This is a genomic window from Terriglobus sp. TAA 43, from assembly GCF_000800015.1.
Taxonomy (GTDB): Bacteria; Acidobacteriota; Terriglobia; order Terriglobales; family Acidobacteriaceae; genus Terriglobus.
Genome location: NZ_JUGR01000001.1, coordinates 2986114 through 3011096 on the forward strand (window position 1 = coordinate 2986114; position 24983 = coordinate 3011096).

The window sequence follows — 24983 nt, forward strand, 5'->3', positions numbered from 1 at the left end:
TCGAGCAATAGCCTCATAATGCGACTACCTGCAATCAGGCGCTCCCTGAGAACCTCTACAGATTGGCGAAAATGAAACGAGTCTATAAGTACTTATCTTCAATTTACGGTGTTAGTAACTTGCAGACTGGGCGACTAAAAGTCTCCACTGTCCAAGACTTGAATGATCCATTCGACCTTTCACCGCTCGACACTCGAGACCCAGCAGTAGCGGAGGCGGTATCTGAGCTAAATCGCGAAATCTGGAGCAGGCGAGGGATTCTATGTTTCAGCCGAAATTGGGACAACCTCTTACTCTGGAGCCATTATGGTGCAGCTCATACCGGAATATGTCTTGGTTTCGACATTTCCGAGTCAGACTATGGAACTGACGTCCAATATCAACCCAATCTCATGCAAATCCGCAGTTTGAAAGACGTGAATTTGAATCTCGCAAATCGATTGATTCGTACCAAGCATGAATGTTGGAGCTACGAACAAGAAGTGCGGCTGTTTGTGGATTTGCATGATCCACCGGACGAAAAAGGGCTCCATTGGATGGAGTTCGGATCATCCTTTGTGCTCAAAGAAGTAATTGTGGGCGCACAGTGCCATCCTGACGACAGCAAGAAAGTTCAAGAAGCAACGAAACCCTATGGAGATGCAGTGGAGTTCTGGTGGGCAGGTATGCGACCAGACGCCTTTCTCATAGTCAAACAAAACCAGCCACCATGGTGGCATTCTGCAATCTCTTAGTCCAGACGTAGTAATTCGCATTCGCTCCATCACGGAAGAAATTAAATAGAGAACTTTCCTAAAAAATCCGAACCGCCAACCAATTTCCTGCGTATTGTCTGGCAGAGGATTTCCCGGCCATGCGCATTTCTACGTTCGCGGTTCTTACCGTCGCCCTCGTCACTTCCGTTGCCACACACGCCCAGTCCGGCAAAACGTGGGATAAATCGTATCCGGTGAGCGGCCGCGTCTCCCTGGACGTAAACACGGGTGAGGCAAGCATTCATACCACTTCCTGCGGCACTTGCCGTTCGGTCACCATCCACGTGGACGCTCACGACCAGGACCTGAAGGACTACAAGCTGGAAGAGAGCGGAAGCGGCAACCAGATTTTCTTCTCGCTCAAGCGGCGCGAGGAGTATGGCTGGCATAGCAGCCACGGCCGTTCGCCCGAGGTGATCATTCAAACGCCGGCCACCAGCGACGTCTCGCTGAAGTCCGGCAGCGGCGGCACCGAACTCACGGGTGTGAATGGCAACATCAACATCAGCGCCGGAAGCGGCGGCGTTCACGTAATGGATAGCGCAGGCCGTCTACGCGGCAGCGTAGGCAGTGGCGGTTTCAATGCCGACGGTGGCTTCAGCCAGTTCCACGTTCATTCGGGTAGCGGCGGCGTCTCTGTCCGTCTGCGTCCGGGGCAGCAGATGGAGGGCGATTCAACCATTGAGGTTGGCAGCGGTGGCGTACACCTCGCGTTCCCGCGTGATCTCCGCGCAACCGTGGACGCGACCGCTGGCAGTGGCGGCTTCCACAGCGACATCCCCATGATGACCACGGGCGACATGGGCAATCGCCACTCGGTACACGGCACCCTGAACGGCGGCGGACCGGAGCTTCGCATCCGCACAGGCAGTGGCAGCACCCGCATCGACGCGCTCTAACCAACTCAAACGAAGCAATCATTATGCGCGTCCGATTCCACAGAGTCGGGCGCGCATCTGAGTTTCTATGAAGATCATCGCGCTCGAAGAACATTTCCTTACCGCAGACATCCGCGCTGCGTGGGCTGCTTCGGTTATCGGAACGGAAGGGACATCCGTCTTCGACCGTGGTGAAATCGAAGCGCGTCTCGATGATCTTGGCGAAGGCCGCATCGCTTTAATGGATGAGAGCGGCGTTGACGTTCAGGTGCTCTCCGTGACCACACCGGCTCTGCACAACCTGGAACCAGCAGAAAGCGTCACGCTGGCGCGCAACACAAACGACCTACTCGCTGCGGCGATTGCAAAACATCCCGATCGCTTTCAGGGATTCGCAACGCTTCCCACAGCCGCGCCGCAGGAAGCAGCGCTTGAGCTGGAACGCGCCGTGAAAGAGCACGGCTTTCACGGCGCAATGCTCTGCGGCCGCACGCGCGATAAGAACCTCGATCATCCCGACTTCCTGCCCATGTTTGCCATGGCAGAAAAGCTGGGTGTGCCATGTACATTCATCCGCAGATACCGCAGAAGGCTGTGCGCGACACGCTCTACGGCGGTTTCGGCGACATGACCGGCACGGCCTTTGCTACTTTTGGCCTCGGCTGGCATTACGAAGCGGGCATTCAGTTTGTACGCATGATTCTGGCGGGCATCTTTGATAAATATCCGCAGTTGCAGATGATCCTTGGCCATTGGGGCGAAGTGGTCCTCTTCTACACAGAGCGCCTGAAGAACCTGAGTCACATACAAACGCTGCAGCGGCCTGTGTTGGACGTGATGCGCGAGAACCTCTACGTAACGCCGAGCGGCATGTGGAACGAGCTGTATTTTCGACACGCAGTCGACGTCGTCGGCATTGACCGTGTTTTGTTCTCCGCAGACTATCCCTACCAGTACCGTCCCGGCGGAGCACCCAGACAGTTTCTGGAACAGTTATCCATCAGCGCGGAAGACAAAGAGAAGATTGCGTGCGGCAACTGGGAACGCCTGACGCAGTCATCCGTTCGTTAGCAAAACTTACTGTCGGTCGTCTTCCAGGTATTTCGGAAGCGGCAGGCCGCTGCGATCGCCGCCGGGCGTCTGCGGCATGGGCCACGGCTGCGCTCCCACACGCTTGGCCCACGCACGATAGGCGTCCGCCATGCGATGCACTTGCGCAGGATTCGCTTCCGCAAGGTTGTGCAGCTCTGTGCGGTCCGCATCCATGTCGTACAGCTCCCACGTGTCTGGAAAGGCTGCCACAAGTTTCCATTTGCCATCGCGCACCGCACAGTTGCCTTCGTGCTCCCAGAACAACATGCCGCGATCCGCAATCGAGCCACCGCGCAACACCGGCATCAGGTTCTTGCCTTCCAGTGATGCGGGTGCAGTACCAGCCTTGCTCTTCACAGGCATCGTTACACCTGCGGCAGCAAGGCATGTAGGCATCACGTCAATCTCATGCCCCACCTGATGCGTGATGTGTCCCTGCGTCTTGAAGCCTTCAGGCCAGTGGGCAAGAAACGGCGTGGAGATGCCGCCCTCATGCGCGAAGTGTTTGTACAAACGAAACGGCGTGTTCGACACATTGCCCCAAGGGCCGCCATAACTCTGGATGGTGTTTGCAGGTCCTGGCATCACATTCGGATCGTTGCCAAACTGCAGCTCGCCTCCATCGGGCGCTGCATCAGGAACCCATATCGCACGCTTCGATCCTGCGGGCATCTTCTGGATGTTGAACTCTTCATAATTACCACCGTTGTCTGCCATGAAGAAGATCAGCGTGTTCTCAAGCTGGTGCGTCGCTTCGAGATGCGCAATGACCTTACCCACATTGCGATCCAGTATCTCCACCTGCGCCGCGTACACGGCCATGCGTTCGGCTTCCCATTTCTTGTACGAAGCGCGTTCCCATGCAGGCACACGCGGATCGCGAGGCGTCATTTGCCACTCTGCCTTCAATAAACCGGAAGCAAGCTGCTTCGCGTGGCGACGCTCGCGCATCGTGTCCCAGCCTGCGAGATAGCGCTCACGATACTTTGCCGTGACCTCTTCCGGCGCATGTAGCGGCCAGTGTGGAGCGTTGAATGCGCAATAGAGAAAGAACGGCTGCTCCTGCGACACGTTGCCCATCATCTTCACGGCCTCATCGCCAATGGCATCGGTGAAGTAGAAGTCTTTGTCGAAGTGGTTGATGGGTTCGTTGTCGCGCGTGAGGCAATTCGGCGTGTAGTAGCTTCCCGCGCCTGTAATCATGCTGTAGCCATGATCAAAGCCGCGCTGCAGAGGCCAGTTATGCCTGTCAGGATTTCCTTCAGTCTTCTGCTGCGACGACAGATGCCACTTACCCGAATGCAGCGTGGCATAACCTGCAGGCTTCAACGCCTCTGCGATGGTCACGCAGTTCTCGTTCAGGTCTCCATCGTATGCAGGAAAAGGGTAGCGACCATGATCGTCCACCATCATGCCCATATGCGCCTGGTGCGAATACATCCCCGTAAGCAACGACGCACGCGACGGGCAGCAGCGCGGCGAGTTGTAAAACGAGCTGAACTGCACACCGTTCTTCGCCAACCGATCAAGATGCGGTGTATCAATCTCGCCGCCGTAGCAACCAATGTCGGAATACCCCATGTCGTCCGCGAGGAAGATGACGATGTTTGGCTTACGCGTCGCAGGCAGTGCTGCCGCGGTCTTCGCGGAAGCGGTGGCAGCGCACGCGGCCAGGGTGGATGTTCGCAGGAACTCGCGGCGGTTCAGCATAAGTGTTCCGAGTGTAATTCCGAACCTGCACGCGCTTCTTCCGGTGCGCGATAATGTCGCCATGCCGCAAGCGCCTCACCTCATCGTGCAGAACTTCCTCTCTGCGGAAGACCACAGCAACCTGTTGCGCTGGACCCTGGAGAATCAAAACGGGTTTGTGCCAGCGCGCGTGCACACCGGCGTGGACGACAAGCTGCGGCGCGCATTGGTGATGCAGGATATTGGTCCCTTCAAGATGCCGTTGGCCAAAGCCGCAAGCAGCCAATACCGTGGCTGGCTGACGCAGATGGGCTTGCCGCCCTTTGATGTTTCTGGAATGGAATTGGAACTCGCCGCGCACAACGACGGCGCGCACTTCACGCGCCACACCGATACGCAAACAGCCATGGGACAGGGATCGCATCGCGCGCTGAGCGCCGTGTACTACTTTCATCGTGAACCTAAGAGTTTTACCGGCGGCCAACTGCGTCTGTTCTCTGCAAACGATGACACCTACACGGATATTGAACCCGCCCAAAACACGCTGGCCATCTTTCCGTCGTTCGTACCGCATCAGGTCATGCCGATCGCGTGCTCATCGCAGAACTTTGCTGATTCTCGTTTTGCCATCAACTGCTGGCTACACGTTCACACGCGTGTTGCAACAACGTAGACGCGTCGACAACCTATAATCCCCGCATGTACACACCACAGGCAGGTATCTTTGCCCTTGGCACCTCTTCGCACGCGTATCTGGAATTTGACCTGCTGGATGCGCAGCACCACGCTGCATTTGCATCGAAGATCGCAGCCATTCGCGAACCACGCACCACCACCGGTGGCGTGAACTTTGTCATCGGCGTCCGTCCGGAACTGTGGCGCACGCTGATGCCCGGGGACATGCCCGCAGACATTCACGGCTTCAATGAAGACCTGCGTGGAGTAGAGAACTTCACGATGCCTGCGACGCAGCATGATGCACTGGTGTGGCTCTCCGGCAGCGCGTACGACGTCCTGTTCGATATGGCGCGCGCTGTGGTCAAGGACTTCGCCGATGTTGCCACGCTCTCTGACGAAACCACAAGCTGGCCTTATCAACACGATCGCGACCTCACCGGATTCATCGACGGATCAGAAAATCCTTCGCTGCTGGAAGCACCCGGCGATGCATTGATTCCAGAGAACCAGCCTGGCGCGGCAGGCTCTGTGTTGTTGTTACAGAAATGGCAGCACAACACCAGCGCCTGGGAAGCGCTGCCCGTGCACCAGCAGGAACTGACCATGGGCCGCACTAAGGCCGACAGCACCGAGCTGGAAGACAAGCCGGAATACTCGCACGTGGCGCGCACCGATCAGGACACCTTTGGCAACATCTTCCGCCGCAACATGCCGTACGGAGACGTGCAGGACCACGGCACCATGTTCGTTGGCTTCAGCGCCGAGCAGCAACGCCTGCAGAAGATGCTGGACAGCATGGCAGGCCTCGTCAACGGCACACGCGACGCGCTCACGCGTTATACAGCGCCCATCACGGGCTCGTATTACTTCGTGCCGTCCGTGGAGAGCCTCGCAAATTTGCGTTAACACCGTCCTAGCGCTCAACATGGTTGAGTTCGATGTTGTCTGCAATTTCTCAGTGGAGATGTAAGCCCATGGCCATGACACGACGCACCTTCCTCCAGCTTGCCGCAGCCGCCACCGCCGTGGCCGCCTCACCGGCAAGCTTTGCAAACCCCCTGGGCCTGCCCATTGGTTTCCAGAGCTACGTCTTCCGCAAGAGCGTTGCCACGGACTTTGAAGGCACCATGAAGGGCCTTGTTGCAGCGGGTTTCTCCACGGTGGAACTCTGTTCGCCATACGGCTACAGTGACTTCGCTTCGCTGCAGAAGTACAAGCCGCGCGAACTGCATGACCTGCTCAAGGGCTGGGGTCTCGACTGCTTCTCGGCTCACTGGGGCGGCAAGGAACTGTTCCAAGAAACAGACAAGAGCATCGCCTATGCAAAAGAGTTCGGCATGACGCAGATGGCCATCGCCGCTCTTGGCCCCTTCAACGCCAAAGGAAATGAAACGCTCGACGACGTGAAGCGCTACGTCGATGAGTTCAATACCTTCGCAGAAAAGGCCAACGCTGCAGGCATCATTCCCATGCTGCATAACGAAGGCTTCGTCTCCAAGACCATCGAAGGTAAGAAGGTCTACGACGTGATGATCACCGAGCTTCATCCCGCCGTGAAGCTGCAATTCCAGGTCTCCACGATGCAGGACGGTTTCGACCCCGTCACCTACCTTACGAAGTACGCCGGTCGCTTTCAATCCATGCACTGTCAGGACTGGGTGAAGGACGCTTCCACCAAGAGCGGATTCCGCCAGGTCTCCATTGGCAAGGGTGTTGTGGATTGGAAGGCTGTATTCGCGGCTGCCGGCAAGGCAGGCGTGAAGAATTACTTTGTTGAACTCGAGGAAGATCCGGCACTCATGGCGCCAAGCGTTCCTTACCTGAAGAAGCTCAAGGTATAAAGTAGCCTTCCAAAACTTCGATTCAAGAAGAACGCAGCCTCTGGGCTGCGTCTTTTTGTTGCTCTTCTAAATACCTGCTTCGTCGAGCGAGCGATCTTTTGAGACGTATTTCTTCCATATCTCATAGGTCCTTGGGGCACGATGTACAACACAACGGAGAACGAAACGTTTCGACGCACCTCCGCCGATTCTTCCTCAAAAAATCACAGGCTCATTTGAAATTTCATGCTTGCTCAATGGTCTGACCAATGCCTAGAATTGGCCGCTTCAAAAAAGTGGTCCTACCTCGCGGTGAATGCAGAGGCCACATGCAACGCACAGATGTTAGCCCTTTCGGAGGAAATATCGTGACACCTATCCAATTCCCTTCGCGCATGCGAAAAGGTCTGGCGCAGAATGCAGTGCGCCTGATGCTGCTGGCAGGCGCAACCGCTCCCGTAATGCTCCCAGGCATGATGATGGCGCAGGCAGTGAACGGATCGCTGCTGGGCACCGTACAGGACAAGACCGGCGCAGCCGTTCCCAACGCCAAGGTCACCATCACCGAAAAAGCCACCAACATCACCCACGAAGCCACAACCAACGCCAGTGGCAACTACAGCTTCCAGAACCTTTCGCAGGGCGCATACTCCGTGAACGTGCAGATGCAGGGTTTCCAGAGCGAAACGCATCCCAGCGTTGACGTGCTCGTGAACAACACCACGCGTTCTGACTTCGACCTGAACCCCGGCAACGTGACGGAAACCATCGAAGTCACCGACTCCGCACCAATGATGCAGTCCGATCGCGCTGATGTCTCAACGAAGATTGAGCAGCAGAGCGTCGAAACGCTGCCCATGGGCGTGAACCGCAACTTCCAGTCGCTGTTGAACCTGGTTCCCGGCACCACACCTGCAACCTTCCAGCATTCGCAATTCTTCAATGCCGGTTCCACTCTGCAGACCGAAGTCAACGGCCTTCCGCGTATGGGCAATGCCTACAACATCGAAGGCATCGACGATGACATGCGTACGGGCCTGCTCCAGATCCTCATCCCGCCTGCCGACGCAATCGGCTCCGTTGAAGCATCGACCAACAACTTCCAGGTGGAGCTTGGTCGCGCCATCGGCGCTGTCACCAACGTCACTCTGAAGTCCGGTACCAATCGGTTCCACGGTTCTGCGTCTGAGTATCTGCAGAACAGCTACTTCAACGCGCGTTCGTATTTCGCCGCTGCCGCAGGCAAGGTCACCTACAACTACTTCGGTGGCAACATCAGCGGTCCCATCATCAAGGACAAGCTCTTCTTCTACGGTGATTATTTCCGTACCGCCGACCATGAGCGCACATCAAACACGCTGACAATCCCGTTCGCCAAGTACTACACAGATAACGGCAGCGGCTTCATTGACCTGAGTGACCTGCCAACACAGGTATACGATCCTGCAACGGGCGATCCGACCACTGGTGCTGGTCGTACACCTTTCGCTGGCAACAAGATTCCTATTGCCCGCGTAAACGCCGTGTCATTGGGCTTGTTGCAGAAGCTTCCGAAGCCGAATCAGAATCTGAATACGCTTTCGGCCCCCAGCAACAATTACTTCGTTAATTCGCCCTTCTTCAAGGACGCCAATACCTACGACGTTAAGGTCGATTACCAGATCACTCCGAAGGACCACCTTAGCGGACGTTTCAGCCAGCAGATCTATTCGTTGTTCCAGGCGCCATCCTTCTCCAGTTTCCTTGGCGGTCCTGGTAACGGCGGTGGTTTTGCCGGTACAGGCCATCAGAACGCCTTCTCAACCGGTCTGAACTACGATCATGCCTTCTCGTCCACCTTGCTCACCGAAGTTCGGTTGGGCGTGGCACATTACCGCAACACGTCGCAGCCGGCTGACTACGGCTCCAACGACGCCACTACCGCCGGCGCGCCTGGTGTCAACGTCGACCAGTTGACCAGCGGCCAGCTTGGCATCAACATCGGTACCTTCTCCTCGGGGCCGTTCATCGGCTACTCGCCTTCCATGCCTTGGATTCGTGCGGAAGCCAACATCGACTTCGTGAACAACTGGACGAAGATTGTGGGCAACCACACCTTCCGTTGGGGCGTGGATATCCGCCGTGTTCGTGACGGACTGCTGCAGGGTCAAACCTATAGCCCCCGTGGCGTCACCACGTTCGGTCAGAACCAGACCAGCATTCCTGGCGGCAAAACCGGCGCTGCAAACGATATCGCATCATTGCTGCTGGACGTCCCCAGCGGCGTTGGACGCGATCTGTTTACTTACTTCCCTGATTATCGTCAGTGGTGGTACTTCGGCTTCGCTGGCGACAAGTGGCAGGTCAATAACAAGCTAACGGTCGATCTTGGTGTTCGTTGGGAGTACTACCAGCCCGCCACACCAGCGAAGACCGGAGGTTTCTCGGCCTATGACCCGAACACCAACCAGCTTCGTATTGCTGGCGTGGGTGCCAACGCGATGGATCTGGGCTACAAGAAGCAGCTCAACTACTGGGCGCCTCGCACTGGCTTTGCCTACCGCGTAAGCGACAACACTGTGGTTCGAGGTGGTATCGGTATGGCCTATATGCCATATGCCGATAACACGTGGCTCTACAACTATCCCGTGCGCGCCAACAATGCGTACACTTCCTGCGGCTCTGGTAGCAGCTATCTCTCGGCGCAGTACACCTGCTCCGGCAATACCTTCTCGCAGCCTGTAACGTTCCAGAGCGGCTTCCCGGCTCCTGTACCGATCGTTGTTCCCACCTCGGGTGTCTACCAGATCGACCCGTCGAACAGCCTGCTGAATAACCAGACCTACATCTACATCCCGCAGGACTACCACAACCCGTACGTGTATTCGTACAACTTCGCCGTGCAGCAAGCCCTGCCTGCCAACTTCTCGCTGTCTGTTGCGTACGTCGGCAATCACGGTGTCCGCATCGGCGCGGCGAACAACATCAATCTACCCGACCGCCTGAACTGCGGCACGGCATGCCAACCGCTGCAGATCAAGTTCCAGCACTCGGCCGGCGTAACGCAGCAGTTCATCGGTTTCTCCAGCAACTACAGCTCGCTGCAGACCACGTTGAGCCGTCGTTTCACCAACGGCCTGGCTTCAAGCTCGTCCTACACCTGGGGCAAGGGGCTTGGTTATCAGCAAGGCGACGACGGTGCCATCACCTTCTTCCAGGACCTGCGCCGCAACTACGCTCGTAACGACTTCGACCGCACCAACAGCTTCTCGCAGTCTGTCACCTACGAGTTGCCGCTGGGTAAGGGCAAGAAGTGGGCAAACACGGGCTTCCTTGCTCAGTCGATTGGTGGTTGGAAGGTATCGGGTATCGTCCTGCTCTACAGCGGTACACCGTTCAACGTCACGGCGAACGGCGGCACCATCAACACCAGCGGCTGGCAGCAGAATGCAAACCTGGTCGCTCCTTTCAAGAAGCTGAAGGGCATTGGCAATAACGCCTACTGGTTCGATCCCGCATCGTTCGCACAGCCAAACGGATGCACAGGCTATGCGACAGCGACACCGACCACAGTCACCTGCCCAATCATCAATGGCACCACAGTGGGCAACACGGGCCGCAATGCGTTCACTGGCCCTGGCCTCTTCCAGAACAACGCGTCCATCTTCAAGACGTTTGGTCTGCCAATGGAAGGAACCACGCTGGACATTCGTATGGACGTCTTCCAGCTCACCAACACGCCGCAATTCTCCAACCCGTCTAACTCCATCACCAGCGCCACCTTCGGCCGCGTAACCGGTACCACTGGTTCCGGTTCGGGTGTGAACGGCACGGGTGGCGGACGTTCACTCCAACTGGCCGCGATCTTCAAGTTCTAACGAAGTCGCACAAAACAAATCGCCTCAGCGGCCATCCTTCGGGATGGCCGTTTTTTTATTGGCCAGAACTATCGAAAATCCCCACGAATGGTGCAGAATCTGTGAACGGAATGCTGGTTTGAAACGTATCAGCGTGTGTAAGGAGAATTTTTATGCGATCGATCACTCTGGCGCTGCTTCTATCGGGATCGTTCCTGGTCACGGCCTCTGCCCAATCGACCTGGGACAAGAGTTACAACGTGAATGGAAAGCCCATGTTGCAGGTGCAGGTGGACGACGCAGCTGTGCGTGTGCGGTCCTGCGGTGGTTGCCGCACGGTCAGTGTCCGTGTGGACTATCGCAACGGCGATCCTTCCATGTGGTCCGTCGCCGAGCTGCAAGGTGGCAACGGCATCCACTTCGCGCTGAAGCATAAGGAGATGTCGCGCGGGTTCTTCGGTGGCTGGCATGGCAACTCACCCGAAGTGACCATCATGACGCCCACGGAAACAGATCTGGATCTGCGGAGTGGTGACGGTGCGCTTACCCTTGCCGGCCTTCATGGAAGCGTCTCCGCCCACACAGGTGACGGTGCAATCTCTGCCGAAGAGCTTGTGGGGACGTTGCGACTGACTACCGGTGACGGCAGCATCACGTTGCGCCGCGCCGAAGGCTCACTCTACGCCACCACCGGCGATGGCAGCATGAACCTGGAAGGCCGCCTCAACCAGTTTGAGGCTCGTAGTGGCGACGGTGCGGTTTCGTTGCACCTCATGCCTGGTTCCACGCTGGCGTCTTCATCGTCTGTGACCACCGGCGACGGCAGCATCAACATCAACCTGCCGCGTGATCTGCGCGCTGAGGTGGATGTCACGACAGGCGATGGCCGCATCAATTCTTCGCTTCCGTTCTTCACCAATACGAACGGTGACCGTGGACACTCGCATGTACGCGGCACGATGAACGGTGGAGGTCCCTCTTTGCGGATCCATTCCGGCGATGGCAATATCTCGCTGTCCGGCTCTTAAGCGCGACGGGCTGTTACCTTTCGATACTCGTTGCGCACCAGCGTGTGCGATGCCGGGTCGTCGGCAACGTTATGTTCTGACCAGAGCGCGACCATATCCGCGGCCAAGGCTGCTTGTCCTGCTTCGTCCAACCGTCCGAACGCCATATACGTCGGCCCGTAATAGGTGCGAAACAGTTGAACCGCAGCCTCTGGTCCGCCGGGTAAATCGAAGGCAATCGGGGCCAGTTCCGTATGGATTTCGGTGAATCCGTCAGCAAGGCGCTGCTGCACGATTGCGTCATCACCCCACTGGACCGGCGGTGCGATACCCGGTGGAGGAGGAACGTGCTTCGATCCTGCGCGGAGCATCTTGCCGGTAAAGCTTTCAGGATTCCAGTTCGCCATCGCCAGCAGACCACCGGGCCTCAGAACGCGTGCAAATTCCTTCGCCACCAGCTCTGGCCGAGGCGCGAACATGGCGCCGAACATCGTAACGACTACGTCAAAGCTCGCGTCAGGGTAGGGAAGTGCTTCGGCATCGCCTTCGTCGAAGGTCACGGTCAAGCCTTCCGCTGCTGCGCGTTCGCGTGCCTGCACCAGCAGGTTTGGCGCAATGTCCACGCCGGTAACAATGCATCCCGAGCGTGCAAGCGGAATAGCAACGTTGCCTGTTCCCGTCGCTACATCCAGCACCTTTGCGCCCGCAGGAATGTTCAGGCTGTGCGCAAACTCCTCAGCACCGGCAGAGATTGTTTTCGCAATGACGCCGAAGTCGCCGGCCATCCACGTATTGCGCATGCCCTGCTTCAGTTGGTCGATGTTGGGTGTTGTCGCCATGGAAATGCCTCCGTGACTGCTGCAGACCATTCCATTCACGTGACGAGAGCACGTCAAGGAAGATTTTTAATGCACAATCCTGCCGATGCGATCGAAGCGCAGATGGCCTCGCGGATGTTCCGGCGTGGGCGCGGTGCTCAGGTAGACGAGGAACGGATCACCCACCAATGAACGTCTCGGCACAAGTCCCCAGAAGCGGCTGTCCTGGCTGTTGTTGCGGTTATCACCCATCGCGAAGTAGCGTCCCGGCGGTATAGGCAGGTCGCCCGCGCGAATGCGCTGCCGAAGTTCAATCCACCACGTAGCTTCTGCGGCCGGATCAGCGCGCTGCAGATTCGGGAACTCATCGCGATACGGCGAACGACCCGACGGCGTGTAGAGAGCAAACGGTTCCTTCAAGGGCTCGCCGTTCAGCACCACCTGCCCCTCGTGAAGATGGACATGATCTCCCGGCACGGCAATCACACGCTTCACCAACAGTTGCGCCGGATCAATGGGGTAGTGAAAGACAATTATGTCGTCGCGGCGCGGATCACGGTACGGCATGAGCCAGCGGAAGTGACCAGGGTCGGCGTAGACCTGCTTGTTGACCAGTACGAAATCGCCCACGAGCAGCGTAGGAATCATCGATCCCGTAGGAATCTGCGATGGCTGCACGATGAATGTGATGACGAACAGCGCTACAACCGTAAGCCGTGCCAACGACGAGGCCATCTGGCCCATTGCATCGGCAACGAAGCTGGCCGCGCGTCGCATCATGCGGTGGCGATCACTCCGTCCGCAATCTCCGGATTCAGCAGGTCATAGGCGATGTGGGCCGCAGCCTGCTGCGCGGCTTTCTTGCTACCGCCCTCACCCTCGCCCATCACGCGGTCGCCCAACAGCACTTCCACACGGAACCGCTTGTTGTGGGCATCCCCAGTCTCTTCCAGGGTGCGATACGTGGGCTGCCCTTCGCCGCGCGCCTGCAACAGTTCCTGCAGGGCCGATTTCCAGTCGCCCACAATGCCGCCAAAACGCGCACCCTGCGACGCAGCCATCTTCAGATCCGCCAGCCGTGGCTTGAAGATTTCCCGCTCTACAAAAGACTTCGCCGCGCGCAACCCGCTTCCGGGAGCAGAACCGGCGTTTCCGGCATCACGAAAGATTGCCGCAACAATGGCTTCCACCGCATCCGCCAGAACGCTGGATCGCGTCCGTCCGCCGGTGGATTCCTCGCCGCGTCCCAGGAACAGGTCGCGCCCGATGCCCATACGCACGGCTGCCTCGCTCATGCTTTTGCCGCTGACCAGCATGGCGCGCATGCGGGTCAGGTCGCCTTCACGGCGGTCAGGGAAGTGTTGAATCAACAGTTCCGTAACGATGAGGCCAACCACGGCATCGCCCAGAAACTCAAGCTGCTCATTGTCTTCCGTGGTGCGGTTGGGTGTGCCGTCGCCTTTTTCAAAGGCCAGCGAACTATGCGTCAGCGCCAGTCGCAGCAGCTCCGGATTACGAAACTGATAGCGCAGGCGGTCTTCCAGCGATTCCGCCGGTTCCGCTGACTGCACCTGTTCCGCTGCTTTCGAACGCTTCGCCATTACCTGCTATGGTAGCCGCTTCTTCGGGGTTTTCGCGTTTGCAGAGCAGGTGCTTTAAGGCGGGCAAACTTGAAAAAGCCTATGTGTCGATACCCCAGGAAGTAATGACCACGACGGAATACGCAACGGCAGGTCCAGCCACGCCAATCCGATATCGCGCTTCATGTGCCCTGGATTCAGCGCCGGAGCATCGTAAAAGATCGCAAGCTTCTTACCCACCTGCACCACCGACGGCATCCCGATGCACTTCACCGCCCACGGGCAGTTCGTGCGATCCAACACCGTCGCACGGTTCTCCGCATCCCACCTCGTCAGGTCTTTCGACCAGTACACCCAGATGCTGTCCGTATACTCGCCACTTGCATCCAGCCCAATGTGGTTTGCAAACAAGAACCACGTCTTGATCGTAGGTTCGTAATACAGCGCGGAATTCTCAAGCTGCTGCTCCGGCGGCAGAATCGGTTTTGCATCCACCGTCCACGTACCATTCAGATCCTTCGTTCGTGCTATCGCCAGCGTCCGCCTCAGCACCTTCTTCGGCGAAGCGGTCTGATGAAATGCCGCAGCGCTGAAGAACATCAGGTACTCATCCCCCTGCTTCACAATCTGCCCGGGACTGGCCGTATCCGCGTAATACGTGCCGGGCTGCGTGTGAAAAGGAACAACCTCCGTCTGCTTCTCCCACGGCCCGTATGGATGCCTGCTGCGCGCCGTCAGCGTGAAGTACGGTACTGCAGGAATCCTGTTCGGCGGAGGAGTCGTTGTCCGGCAGCCCACGTAATACATGTGCCACCATTGCCCATCGAAGACCGTCCATGGCGATGTCGCCGTGCCGCTGTCATCTGTTCCCGGAGCGCCAAGGTCCAGCACTGGCCCATGCAGTTTCCACTTCTTCAAATCCGTGCTTGTTGCCAGGCACGCCAGCCAACCCTTCGGCCCAGCGCCGTCATAGTGCAGGTAATACGTACCACCGTCGCGGAAACAGATCGCCTCGCGCGCTCCGAGGTAGTCACATTGGTTGGGCCCCAGTCCGTGCTTCAGAATTGGCCCGGCATCCGTGGCGTTCAACCGCAGCAGCGCGACCGGCCGCCCATCCGGATAGGAAGTCACCGGCTTCGCATCCATCTCCGCCTGCCCCAGCAACTGCGTCGTAGCGGAGGCCGCCGCCAATCCAGCCATTCCCTGAACAAATTCCCGCCGAGAAACCAAAGCTATCTCCCGAAAATCCTTACTGTTACATGGCTCCGTAAGTTCCGCCAGCGTCGTGTTGTCCTTCACGGCGACCAGCGCGATTTCACTTTAATCGCCAATATATCCGTCATGGGCGAGGCGGAGGCCCAAATGGCAGACGAGACAGATTCGCAAGCCATCCTTCCGGCCCATTCGCGTTACCATAAAGTGTCAGGCAAAATTTGGAAATTCGCGGCGAACCGGATGGTCCGCGCCGCACAGAAAACACAGGAACGGAAATGGCAATCGCTTTGAACACGAAGTTGGCAGAAGGTGTGCAGAAGGCCGCGGCGGAAGCTGGCCTGGTAGTGGTGAACGGGCAGGAATCCGCCGGATTCAACGGCATTCCCACGGAAAAGTACACGCTGGCATTGGTTTCCGCGCCCGAAGGCCACACCTTCACGCTGGAACTGAGCGCCGGCTTTGACATTACAGCGGCGAACATCGCACCTGTAGTGCATGCCTATCTGGCGGAGTCAGCCAAGCGACTCACCAACCCGCGTCCGGATGTTTTCGTCACGTTGGGTGGCCTACCTGTCTCCCTTACGAACTGGCAGTGGCCCTTCCATCTTTCCACCACCGGCGCGGATACCTACGTGGTGCACGGCGGCGCAACGCTGGAGGACGGCAAGACGGCCGCAGAACAGCATTTGAAGGCCAAGATCAGCGCCAGCATGACCGTGACCTTTGCGGAAGTGGTTGCCGCGCCGGAACAGCCCTTCGCGGAAGGCTTCATCTACAACGCTGTGCGCAAAATTCTGGACCAGGGCCAGATGGAACTGACCAAGAGCGGCGGCAATCGCCAGGTCGTGCCGGTGACCACGCGCTACTACTCGTCCAAGCAGGGCAAGTTCATCTTCAACGACACCACCGCACAGCAGCGCGCAGACTACCTGCTGAGCAAGATCTACTGGCTGAGCGGCGTGCTCGGTGGCGGCGCACCGGTCTGGATCGCCGATCCGCGCGATGCCCAGTACTTGAACACCACCATCGAAGAGCTGAAGAAGACCGCCGAGTCGCTCGCGGGCGAGGGCATCCTGAAGCTGGACCCCAAGTTTGAATACGCCTCCAGCACCGAACCGCTGATGGCGCACCACGCGGAATACGAGCACCACCTGCAGGACGCGCTGGAATTCACACGCCCCACCTTTAACGAAGAGATGCGCTCCGGCCATACCAACATGTAAGGCCACACCGCACGAACGAAATCATGCCGGATGCAGAAAATCACTCTGCATCCGGCATTTTCATGGGTACTCCTCACGTATTCATAAAGGCGTACCCTATATCCAATGCCTTTGAACGCAGTCATTGTGGACGATGAAGCGCTGGCGCGGCGCGAACTCCGTTACCTGCTGGAACGCGCTGGCGAGGTCGATGTGGTGGCTGAAGCCTCCAACGGATTGGAAGCAGTATCCACCGTGCTGGACCACGCGCCGGACGTCCTCTTCATGGATGTGCAGATGCCGGGGCTGGACGGCTTCGGCGTGCTGAAACGGCTCATGGAAGACCGCTCGCTGCGCATGCCTGAGGTGATCTTTGCCACGGCGTTCGATCAGTACGCGGTGCGCGCGTTTGAAGTAAACGCCATTGACTATCTGCTGAAGCCATTTGAAGAAAAGCGCGTTGCGCTTGCAGTCGAAAAGGCGCGATTGCGTCGTACAGGACAATCTTCCGCAGCAGCCGAAACACAACTGGAACCCGTAGCGCAGGCAAGCGCCGAGGAGCGTCTGGAAAGCCTTCTGAAGCTGCTGGAAGTACAGGCGCAGCAAGCAGTAACGGCCCCCAAACAGCGTTCCGGCAAGGTAGTGGTTCGTTCCGCCCAACGCCTGTTGTTGGTGGATCAGCGGGAGATCTGCTTCGCTTCCATTGAAGAAGGCGCCATCTCCGTGGTGACGCCAACGCTGGAAGGCATGAGTAATGTCCGCACGCTGGAAGAGTTGTTGGACCAACTTGATCCTGAAACGTTCTGGCGCGCGCACCGTAGCTTCGTGGTGAATATTCAGCACATCCGCGAAGTGGTGCCATGGTTCAAATCCAGCTACCTGCTGCGCATGGACGACCGCAAGCACACAGAGATTCCCGTGGCTCGCGCGCAGGTAAAACGCCTGCGTGAACTCTTCAACCTTTAAGTCACGCTATTCGCCAGGATGATAGGTGCGTTCCACGTGGCCGCGTAGCTGGTCGGGGTAGTACATGACCTCGCGGAAATCGCCGCTGGCGTAGCGGTCCTGCTGATCGTTGAAGTGCTTTGAGTCGGGATGGCCGCTTTCACCGCCGCACGTGACAGCGCGTGCGTGGACGCGGTCCGGGCCGAATTCAACGACAGCAACAAAGCTGTTACCGCTGGTGCCGTAACGCTTCTTCGTGTTGGGATAGCTGCGCGCCGCGAACGCCGCTAGCGATCCCCATGTGGACGCAGTGAAGGGAATTGCGATGCTGGGCTGCGCGTCGTCAAAGTGCGGCACGATGCTGTCATCCAGCCGCTGATAACGATTCACTTCGCCCCACGGCTTCTGCCATGTACCGAAGTCTTCGGTTAGCTTGTCCGTAGCTTTTTGCAGACCGGCGAGCAGGTCGGCCGGTGACACGTTGGCTACGACGTACTCCTCCCACAACATACCGGCGCGGCGAGATGCCAGAGCTACGGGCATGCCGCTGGCTTCGCCCCAATAAACGGCGAGCGTGGTGGCGACGGAGTCGGCGGCCCACTTGTCATCCCACTTGCGTAGGACTTCGATCTGCGGTGCGAGCTTTGCGCGTTGTGGATTGTCCTGCGGCAGTGCGTCGTATGCCTTGAGCAATTCAGGAATCGTTGTTGCGAAGTAGGGAAGATACGGATCGAATGCGGTGGTCAGCAGCGAGTCCAGCGTGAAGTCTTTGCGATCGTTAAGCACCTTAACCATGTGAATGCCGCGTGCCGTTTCCGTGCCTTGCTCCACGTAGGGCGGGTAGTCCTTCTTCTTCAGTGAGCTTTCGCCGGAGCCGCTCCACGGTGCATTGTTCACGTTCTCAATCCAGCCACTGTGCGGATTGCGAAGCTGCGGAATCTGTTCAAGCCCAGTGAGCCCCTGCCAGTCAGTTGCGGGATTCGTTCCATCGACGGGCTTGGTGTAATCGAAGCGCGTGTCGCGCTCCGGGATGTAGTTGCCGTGCCAGTAGGCGATGTCGCCGTCGGCGCTGGCAAAGATGGTGTTATTCGATGAGTTCGCCATCAACTCCATCGTCTTCTTGTATTCGCCATAGCTGCGTGCCTTGGTGCGGAGGAAGCTTTGCTCCAGCGCTTTGATCGGAATGTTCATCAATCCGACTGAGACCCATTGATCACCTTCTTTGCGCACGATGGGGCCGCGATGATCAGAGATCCCTTCAAAGCTGCGCGACTTCGTGGAGCCATCGGCGGCTTTGTATTTCAGCGTGATGGTGCGGCGTGTGAAGGGCTTTGTCTCTGCGCCGTACTTGTAGCCGATAACGTTATCGCCGATCTTCACGATGGTGTTCTTGAATTCGTCTACGGCGTCCACGTTCGATGAGGTGTGCATCCATCCCACGCGGTCATTGAAGCCCTGATAGATGAAGATCTGTCCCCATGTAACAGCGCCGTACGCGTTCAGGCCCTCTTCGCTTTGCATCTGCAATTCGCTGCGGAAGAAGAATGATGTGTGCGGATTGATGAGCAGGAGCGCGTGATGGTTCGCAGTGTTCGCGGGGGCAATGGCTGCGCCGTTTGATCCGCCAGGCTCCACATCGCGATTCACTTGTGCAAGCTGTGCGACAACAGCATTATGCGTATCGATGCGGCCTTGTTTCGTCGCAGAGGAAGCCCCGTAGAAGTCTTCCAGCGATTTCAGGTTCACACGCTCAATGTCGCCGCCGATAGAGCCTTCGGTGAAGCTGAGGGCCATCCACGGTTCGAAGTGTGTCAGCGCACGTGGCTTTATGTTGGGATGTTTTGCCAAGTAGAAGTTTGCGCCGTCAGCCCACGCTTCCATCAATGCTTTCAGCCAGTCAGGACTTTCGTTGAAGTCGCGCTTGAGAACGGCGGGATCAATGAAGAGTTGCTGACGAAGGTCTTGCCATAACTTCGATTCGCCGTCGGCTTCGCTCACGCGGCCGAGCGAGACGAGATAGTTCGTCTCAACGCGATTGAAGTCGTCTTCACACTGGGTGTAGATCATGCCGAATACGGCATCGGCATCGGTCTTGCCTTTGACGTGTGCAATGCCCCAGGTGTCGCGTGTGATGGTGATCGCGTGTGAGTGCGCGGCCCAGCGCTGCTGTTCCGAGAGGCGGTAGTCTACGGCTCCCTTTTGCGCAAAGGCGAACGATGCGGTGAGGGCAAAGGCGGCAAGAATGAGACGCTTCACGACGGACCTCAAAGGTTATGACTGTGCTTTGACGATAGCACCGTGGAATCCGCTCCTTCAGGAGGTGTACGGACCAAAGCTTGCGGCTACGGTGTCACTTTCGTCCATGTTGGAAACGATGTGCACTGCGAAGGTGTCTCCGCCGGGTTCCACGCGGATCACGATGTGACCGGTCCGCGATTTGAGGTCTTCTGTCTTCTTGTTGGCGATACGGTTTTCCTGTTTGACGACGGTTGCGAAGACGTCTCGATTCTTGGGATAGATGGCCTTGGAGTAGAGCGTGTTCAGCACGTTGACGGTGGGATGTGCGGAGTCCCACGAGGGGATGACAAACACTTGCGGTTGCAGCGCTCGAACATAGCGGTCGCCGTTGGCGTTGAAATAGCCGTGATGATTGGTGACGGCGACACTCACCGGGCCGCACGCCTCTGCCGTAGGAGACTCCGTGTCACGCCATGGATCGCGGCCATAGTTGGTGTCGTTGGTCAGGTCGCCACCCGTGTAGTAACCGAACTTGCCATAACGCAGACGAATGGCGCAGGAGCAGGGATTTTCTGCGGGATAGTCTGCAGGTTTCAGCGTCGATAGTTCGGGGGAGAGCTTTCTTGTCTGATCGGCTTTGCCGGTCCAAACTTCGCCGTTGGCAATGAGATTCCGAATCTCAAATGCGGGATAGTCGGATGCTCTGTGCTGCAAGGTGAACTGGTCACTCACGCCGGAGCGAAAACGCTCGACTTTCTTGCCGGCTTTGCTTTGCGTTTGAAGGAAGGCTCGGTAGTTCTTCTGGAAGTCCGCTTCAGCAGGCACGGGATAGGTGTAGTCAGGCCATGCGCGATCTACGAAACGCTGGATGGGAACGATGGCGGCAACGTCGGAGACACCGGTGAGGCGATAGGTTCCGTCGGGTGAAAGCGGGCCGTCCGGAGGAAGATAACCGACATGGTCGCCGTGCAGATGCGTGAGCAGAAAGGTGTCAATGGTGCTTAGGTCAGCGGCTTGAAGTCGCCGTTTTGCGTAGTGGCCAATCCATTCGCCGGGGCGATGTTGGCTAGAGGGCATTGGATCGCTGAGGTATGGCGTGGAACCGTAAATGGCTCCAGCGTCAATCATCATGGTGGTGCCGTCGGGCAGGATCAACAACGCGCTATTGCCACGATTGGTGGCGATGTGATGAATCTCAAGCATGCCCGGCTTCCATGCGGGCAACGTTTGAAACGCAGGTGTTGCGGCGCGAAGGAGATTTGCGGGGATGCTTTCAAGTATGGCAAAGCCAAGTGAGCTGAGCAGAAACTGGCGGCGTGGAAGCATGGGACTAGCATGACGCCTTTTTCGATTCTTTCCTACGGAAGAATTCCCATATGCTGCTAGATTCCCCGTTGCGACAGGATCTTTGCGGGGTCGAGTTGAACGTTGAAACCGGGGCCAGTGGGTAATGCGATGTGTGCGTTTTCAACCGTCATGGGGTTCTTCTCGAAGTGGTAGTAGTGCTGCATCTTGATGGCGAGGTATTCGCCCAGCGGGAAGGTCATAGGGCTCTGGCTGAAGATAGTGTGTGCTGCGGCGCGCAGGCTGTGGCCGTGCGGGATGCAGGGCACATCGTAGAGCGAGCAGACGGTGCCAATCTTGATGAGTTCGGTGATGCCGCCGCACCATTCGGGGTCAGCCTGCACGACAGAGAGCGCATTCTCCTTGAGATAGCGCTGGACCTCCCAACGACCGTAGAAGTGTTCGCCTGCTGCAATTGGGATGGTGGTGCTGCGATGCATCTCTGCGAAGCTGCCAATCTTTTCCGGGTGCGTGACCTCTTCCATCCAACGCACGCGGTAAGGCTCCACGCGGTGCGCCCATTCGAGCGCGTAGGTCTGGTCCCATCCGCTGTAAGTGTCGAACATAAGCTCGGTGTCTTCACCGAGAGTTTCGCGGAGCGTCTTCACCAGTTCGACATTTTTGCGCATGCCTTCCGGCCCTGAGCCGGGGCCATAGGCAATGAACCACTTCTGATAGCGGAAGCCCTGTTTCTGCAGCTCCAGAGCGCGCGTGCGCACTTTGTCGAGTTCCAGGGAACTACCGAGGGCGCTGACGTACATTTCGAGCTTGTCGCGCGAAGGGCCGCCGAGAAGACGGTAGACGGGCACACCATAGACTTTGCCGCGCAGGTCCCACAGCGTGTTGTCGACGGCGGAGATGGCCATCATGTAATAGCCGTCGCGGCTGTGGCGGTCGCTGCGATAGAGCTGATCCCACATGACTTCGCCTGCGAGCGCGTCCTTGCCGATGAGGAAGGGGCGAAGGCGTTCCTGCACCACCATCGCCGGTTCTTTCTCGATGGGGCCGTAGAGTCCTTCGAGTCCGCCAGTCGCGCGGATGCGAAGGTAGATCGCCTCGTACTTCACGGTGGTTTCGCCGCCGGGGTGGTCAACGTAAACGGGTGGGCGCAGGGTCTCGTAGATGTCTTCGGGGTTTACCTGAGCCTGTTTGTTAATGCCCGCCCGCTGCTGGTACTGGCCGTGGAATTCGAGCACGTCGACAGCTTCAATCTTCAGCGGAGCGATGCCCGTGGGACGGTCCGGCTGCATGGCTGCCGCAGCATTGCTCCACGGGGAAGAAGAAATAGCCGCAGCGGCGGACAGGAAGTTGCGACGGTTTAAGAGGACAGGCATGGATTGCGGCTCCGCGGAAGTTTCGCTGCGACGAGAGGTGGCTCGATGTCGGCGTGCGAAGCATATCATTCGCGATGCGAACTAAATCAAGTGATTGTTCGGAGAAAAGAGAAAGGCCCGCATCTCCGGTTGGAGACGCGGGCCTTGTTTTAGAGTGCCTGGTTTAGCGCAGGACGAAGCTGTACATGGTGTCACCTGCTGCGATTACGACGTATTGCAATCCATCCAGTTCGAAGGTGATGGGGCCGTTGGTGGCGGGGCCGCCGAGACCTGCGTGCCACAGGATGGTTCCGTTTGCGGCGTTGAAGGCGACCAGGTTCGATGTGGTGTCTCCTGCGAAGAGCAGGTTGGTGGCTGTCGTCAGGATGCCGGAGCGCGCGCCGGAAGATGGGAAGAGATGCTCCCACTTCGTTTTGCCGGTGCGATAGTCCAGCGCGCGGAGGTAGTTCTTCTGCATGCCGAAGCGGTCGTTACCGGCCCAGCCCTCAGGCTTATCGCTGGTGTCGAAAAGGTAATAGATGCTGGCAGAGTCCGACGCCAGTACGTAGAAGAGGCCGGTCTTCGGGCTGTAGCTGGGCGGGAACCAGTTGGCCGCGCCACCCTGTGCGGGCATCACGATCACGCCGTTGGGCTGGGCCACTTTTTCCGGATTGACGATGGGCTGGCCGTTTTCCTTCACACCGGAGGTCCAGTTCTGCCAGGACCAGGGCGTGGACTTCAGCACTTTGCCGTTGGTGCGGTCGATTAGGAAGTACCAGCCATTGCGGCTGGCCTGTGCCAGGAGCTTGCGCGGCTTGCCATCGACAATACCGTCGATCAGGATGGGCGTCTGCACCGCGTCCCAGTCGTGCGTATCGTGCGGGTTCGGCTGGAAATACCAGACAAGCTTGCCGGTATCCGGGTTCAGCGCGCAGATGGTGCCGGTGTACAGGTTGTCGCCGGGGCGTTTGTTGCCTGCAATGACGGGCTGCGCGTTGCCTGTGCCGAAGTAGTAGAGGTTCAGTTCCGGGTCGTAGGTTCCGGCAACCCACGTCATGCCGCCGCCGTGTGTCATGGCTTCGTCATTGGGCCAGGTTTTGGCTTCGGGCGTGCCGGGCTCGGGATGGGTATAGAAGCGCCACTGGCGTTCGCCGGTGGTGGCATCGTGCGCTTCAATGTAACCGGGAACGTCAAAATCGTCGCCACTGATGCCCACCATCACGTGGTTGCCCACGATCACTGGCGCGACGGAACCGAAGTTGAACTTATCGGGATCGCCAATCGAGGAGTGCCACTTCTCCTTGCCGGTCTTGATGTCGAGTGCGACGAGATTGCAGTCTTCTGTCTCGAAGTAGAAGGTGTCACCCTTCACGGCGCCACCGCGGTTGCCGATGGTTTCGCCGCCCTTGCTGGGCCAGTCGAATTGCCACAGCTGCTTGCCGGTGCGCGCGTCCACGGCCCATGCGTGGCTGGGCACGGTGAAGTACAGCACGCCGTTGATGGACAGTGGTGTGGCACTGATACGGCGTCCGCCGCCGGTGGTGGTGGTGATACGCATGGTCCACGCAAGCTGCAGGTTCTTCACGTTAAGCGGTGTGAGCTTGGTCAACGGGCTGTAGCGGCGGCCGGTGTAGTCGCCGTTGTAGGTGGTCCATTCGCCGCCGTCGAGTGTGCCAACGGTGCCAGAGGGTACGGCCGTCTTTACAGCAGCGTGCACAGGCTTGGTGGCGGCGGGCGTCTGCGCGTGCAACAGCGACGCGGAGGCAAGGAGCATGCTGGTCAGGCAGAGACGCTTCATTGCAGTGTGTCCAGATAGGTGGTCAGGTTGTGCATGTCCGCGTCAGTCAGGCGGTGGACGAGGGCTTCATGTTCCGCGTAAGGATTTTTCACGCTGACTTTGCTGCCAGCGACGATGTTCACGGATTCCACGCTGCCGTCCTGATGCTTCACGGTGGCGGTGAAGTCGTCCATGCTGACGAGCGTGCCGGAGACGTTCTTGCCTGTGGGCGTCTTCACGGTCACTTCCACAGGCGCCTTCTTACCCAGGCCGCCCTGCGGGAAGACGATCTTCTGCTGCAGCGTGGCGGTGCTGTAGCGCTTGCCCACACCTGCAAGATCGCCTGTGACGGAGTGGCACTTCACGCAGCCGCCCTGGCCGTTGAAGTAGGCCTTGCCCGCTTCCAGGTTGCCAGAGGTCAGGCCCTGCGGCTTGTCGTTGTAGCCACTGCGCAGAATCTTGTTGATCTGCGCGGACAGGAACTGCGAAATGTCGCTGGCTTCCTTGTCGCTGTAGTTGAAATTATGCGGTGCGGAGGTCTTCAGAAACGGCGCGAGTTCTTTGCCGCGGAGGTTCTCACGACGATCATGCAGAATCAGGGCGCTGCGGAACATATCTGGCGCTGCATTGGTGCCTTTGGCATCTGCACCGTGGCAACGAGCACAATCTTTGGCCCAGATCTTCGAGCCGCGATCTACGGCGGTGGGTTCCGTGATCGATCGGGGGAACTGTGCTGCGGCCGTCAGCATCACGCCGAGCGGAAGCAATCCCATGCTCCATTGCAAAGCTTTTCTAT

The 24983-nt window shown here is 58.1% G+C and carries 19 protein-coding genes and 1 pseudogene; 10 read left to right on the forward strand and 10 right to left on the reverse strand.

Features of this window, described 5'->3' with window-relative positions:
* Positions 1-158 precede the first annotated feature (158 nt).
* From M504_RS21810 to M504_RS12800, 3 genes and pseudogenes are all read left to right on the forward strand, one after another.
* Entirely contained in the window at positions 159-734 is a 576-nt protein-coding gene (locus M504_RS21810) for a DUF2971 domain-containing protein (RefSeq protein ID WP_198137594.1), read from the forward strand.
* Between the two features lie 119 nt (positions 735-853).
* A complete protein-coding gene (locus M504_RS12795) occupies positions 854-1654 on the forward strand; it encodes a DUF4097 family beta strand repeat-containing protein (RefSeq protein WP_047491957.1) in 801 nt (266 codons plus the stop codon).
* 220 nt (positions 1655-1874) lie between these two features.
* Positions 1875-2704, forward strand: a pseudogene (locus tag M504_RS12800) (amidohydrolase family protein).
* 6 nt (positions 2705-2710) lie between these two features.
* Here M504_RS12800 and M504_RS12805 read toward each other — a convergent pair.
* Complete coding sequence (locus M504_RS12805) at positions 2711-4435, reverse strand: arylsulfatase (protein WP_084214313.1); 1725 nt, start codon at positions 4433-4435, stop codon at positions 2711-2713.
* Positions 4436-4496: 61 nt separating this feature from the next.
* Here M504_RS12805 and M504_RS12810 point away from each other — a divergent pair, with 61 nt between their 5' ends.
* The 5 genes from M504_RS12810 (at position 4497) to M504_RS12830 (ending at position 11776) form a co-directional block, all read left to right on the forward strand.
* A complete protein-coding gene (locus M504_RS12810) occupies positions 4497-5087 on the forward strand; it encodes a 2OG-Fe(II) oxygenase (RefSeq protein ID WP_052200695.1) in 591 nt (196 codons plus the stop codon).
* Positions 5088-5113: 26 nt separating this feature from the next.
* On the forward strand, positions 5114-5998 hold the full coding sequence (locus M504_RS12815; RefSeq protein WP_047491959.1) for a Dyp-type peroxidase: 885 nt from the start codon (positions 5114-5116) through the stop codon (positions 5996-5998).
* A 68-nt stretch (positions 5999-6066) separates the two neighbouring features.
* Positions 6067-6933, forward strand: a complete 867-nt coding sequence (locus tag M504_RS12820; RefSeq protein ID WP_047491961.1) for a sugar phosphate isomerase/epimerase — start codon at positions 6067-6069, stop codon at positions 6931-6933.
* A 347-nt stretch (positions 6934-7280) separates the two neighbouring features.
* Positions 7281-10769: a carboxypeptidase regulatory-like domain-containing protein gene (locus M504_RS12825; RefSeq protein ID WP_232296272.1), complete on the forward strand. Its 3489-nt coding sequence runs from the start codon at positions 7281-7283 to the stop codon at positions 10767-10769.
* 152 nt (positions 10770-10921) lie between these two features.
* Positions 10922-11776 (forward strand): DUF4097 family beta strand repeat-containing protein, encoded by an 855-nt coding sequence (locus M504_RS12830; RefSeq protein ID WP_047491971.1) that lies wholly within the window; start codon positions 10922-10924, stop codon positions 11774-11776.
* Here the strand turns inward: M504_RS12830 and M504_RS12835 are convergent.
* From M504_RS12835 to M504_RS12850, 4 genes are all read right to left on the reverse strand, one after another.
* Positions 11773-12594 carry a class I SAM-dependent methyltransferase gene (locus tag M504_RS12835; RefSeq protein ID WP_047491974.1) on the reverse strand — a complete coding sequence of 274 codons (822 nt, stop codon included), beginning with the start codon at positions 12592-12594 and terminating at the stop codon, positions 11773-11775. The two genes, M504_RS12830 and M504_RS12835, sit on opposite strands and share 4 nt — an antisense overlap.
* 66 nt (positions 12595-12660) lie before the next feature.
* The gene (gene lepB, locus M504_RS12840; RefSeq protein WP_047491976.1) at positions 12661-13353 is read right to left on the reverse strand and encodes a signal peptidase I; all 693 of its coding nucleotides are present in this window, start codon (positions 13351-13353) and stop codon (positions 12661-12663) included.
* A complete protein-coding gene (gene rnc, locus M504_RS12845) occupies positions 13350-14174 on the reverse strand; it encodes a ribonuclease III (RefSeq protein ID WP_052200696.1) in 825 nt (274 codons plus the stop codon). Before rnc ends, lepB begins: the two co-directional genes overlap by 4 nt.
* Positions 14175-14228: 54 nt before the next feature.
* Positions 14229-15353: a hypothetical protein gene (locus M504_RS12850; protein WP_052200697.1), complete on the reverse strand. Its 1125-nt coding sequence runs from the start codon at positions 15351-15353 to the stop codon at positions 14229-14231.
* 290 nt (positions 15354-15643) lie between these two features.
* On the opposite strand from M504_RS12850, the gene M504_RS12855 reads away from it, so the two are divergent.
* Both M504_RS12855 and M504_RS12860 read left to right on the forward strand, forming a co-directional pair.
* On the forward strand, positions 15644-16591 hold the full coding sequence (locus M504_RS12855; protein WP_047494830.1) for a hypothetical protein: 948 nt from the start codon (positions 15644-15646) through the stop codon (positions 16589-16591).
* A gap of 105 nt (positions 16592-16696) precedes the next feature.
* Entirely contained in the window at positions 16697-17536 is an 840-nt protein-coding gene (locus M504_RS12860) for a LytTR family DNA-binding domain-containing protein (protein ID WP_047491980.1), read from the forward strand.
* A gap of 6 nt (positions 17537-17542) precedes the next feature.
* On the opposite strand, the gene M504_RS12865 is transcribed toward M504_RS12860, so the two are convergent.
* From M504_RS12865 to M504_RS12885, 5 genes are all read right to left on the reverse strand, one after another.
* Positions 17543-19771 (reverse strand): penicillin acylase family protein, encoded by a 2229-nt coding sequence (locus tag M504_RS12865; RefSeq protein ID WP_156993737.1) that lies wholly within the window; start codon positions 19769-19771, stop codon positions 17543-17545.
* Between the two features lie 57 nt (positions 19772-19828).
* Positions 19829-21079: a ComEC/Rec2 family competence protein gene (locus M504_RS12870; RefSeq protein WP_047491986.1), complete on the reverse strand. Its 1251-nt coding sequence runs from the start codon at positions 21077-21079 to the stop codon at positions 19829-19831.
* Positions 21080-21135: 56 nt separating this feature from the next.
* On the reverse strand, positions 21136-22431 hold the full coding sequence (locus M504_RS12875; protein ID WP_047491989.1) for an enolase C-terminal domain-like protein: 1296 nt from the start codon (positions 22429-22431) through the stop codon (positions 21136-21138).
* A gap of 163 nt (positions 22432-22594) precedes the next feature.
* Positions 22595-24208 carry an acido-empty-quinoprotein group A gene (locus M504_RS12880; protein WP_047491992.1) on the reverse strand — a complete coding sequence of 538 codons (1614 nt, stop codon included), beginning with the start codon at positions 24206-24208 and terminating at the stop codon, positions 22595-22597.
* Positions 24205-24960, reverse strand: coding sequence for a c-type cytochrome (locus M504_RS12885; RefSeq protein WP_047491995.1), 756 nt, complete (start codon positions 24958-24960; stop codon positions 24205-24207). The genes M504_RS12880 and M504_RS12885 overlap by 4 nt, the downstream gene beginning before the upstream one ends.
* Positions 24961-24983: the final 23 nt, after the last annotated feature.

What these genes read in the sequence shown, in the direction of transcription:
- M504_RS12795 (WP_047491957.1), top strand. Translation starts at nt 854, where the DNA reads ATGCGCATTTCTACGTTCGCGGTTCTTACCGTCGCCCTCGTCACTTCC.
- M504_RS12805 (WP_084214313.1), bottom strand. Translation starts at nt 4,435, where the DNA reads ATGCTGAACCGCCGCGAGTTCCTGCGAACATCCACCCTGGCCGCGTGC.
- M504_RS12810 (WP_052200695.1), top strand. Translation starts at nt 4,497, where the DNA reads ATGCCGCAAGCGCCTCACCTCATCGTGCAGAACTTCCTCTCTGCGGAA.
- M504_RS12815 (WP_047491959.1), top strand. Translation starts at nt 5,114, where the DNA reads ATGTACACACCACAGGCAGGTATCTTTGCCCTTGGCACCTCTTCGCAC.
- M504_RS12820 (WP_047491961.1), top strand. Translation starts at nt 6,067, where the DNA reads ATGGCCATGACACGACGCACCTTCCTCCAGCTTGCCGCAGCCGCCACC.
- M504_RS12830 (WP_047491971.1), top strand. Translation starts at nt 10,922, where the DNA reads ATGCGATCGATCACTCTGGCGCTGCTTCTATCGGGATCGTTCCTGGTC.
- M504_RS12835 (WP_047491974.1), bottom strand. Translation starts at nt 12,594, where the DNA reads ATGGCGACAACACCCAACATCGACCAACTGAAGCAGGGCATGCGCAAT.
- lepB (WP_047491976.1), bottom strand. Translation starts at nt 13,353, where the DNA reads ATGATGCGACGCGCGGCCAGCTTCGTTGCCGATGCAATGGGCCAGATG.
- rnc (WP_052200696.1), bottom strand. Translation starts at nt 14,174, where the DNA reads ATGGCGAAGCGTTCGAAAGCAGCGGAACAGGTGCAGTCAGCGGAACCG.
- M504_RS12850 (WP_052200697.1), bottom strand. Translation starts at nt 15,353, where the DNA reads ATGGCTGGATTGGCGGCGGCCTCCGCTACGACGCAGTTGCTGGGGCAG.
- M504_RS12855 (WP_047494830.1), top strand. Translation starts at nt 15,644, where the DNA reads ATGGCAATCGCTTTGAACACGAAGTTGGCAGAAGGTGTGCAGAAGGCC.
- M504_RS12860 (WP_047491980.1), top strand. Translation starts at nt 16,697, where the DNA reads ATGCCTTTGAACGCAGTCATTGTGGACGATGAAGCGCTGGCGCGGCGC.
- M504_RS12870 (WP_047491986.1), bottom strand. Translation starts at nt 21,079, where the DNA reads ATGCTTCCACGCCGCCAGTTTCTGCTCAGCTCACTTGGCTTTGCCATA.
- M504_RS12875 (WP_047491989.1), bottom strand. Translation starts at nt 22,431, where the DNA reads ATGCCTGTCCTCTTAAACCGTCGCAACTTCCTGTCCGCCGCTGCGGCT.
- M504_RS12880 (WP_047491992.1), bottom strand. Translation starts at nt 24,208, where the DNA reads ATGAAGCGTCTCTGCCTGACCAGCATGCTCCTTGCCTCCGCGTCGCTG.
- M504_RS12885 (WP_047491995.1), bottom strand. Translation starts at nt 24,960, where the DNA reads ATGGGATTGCTTCCGCTCGGCGTGATGCTGACGGCCGCAGCACAGTTC.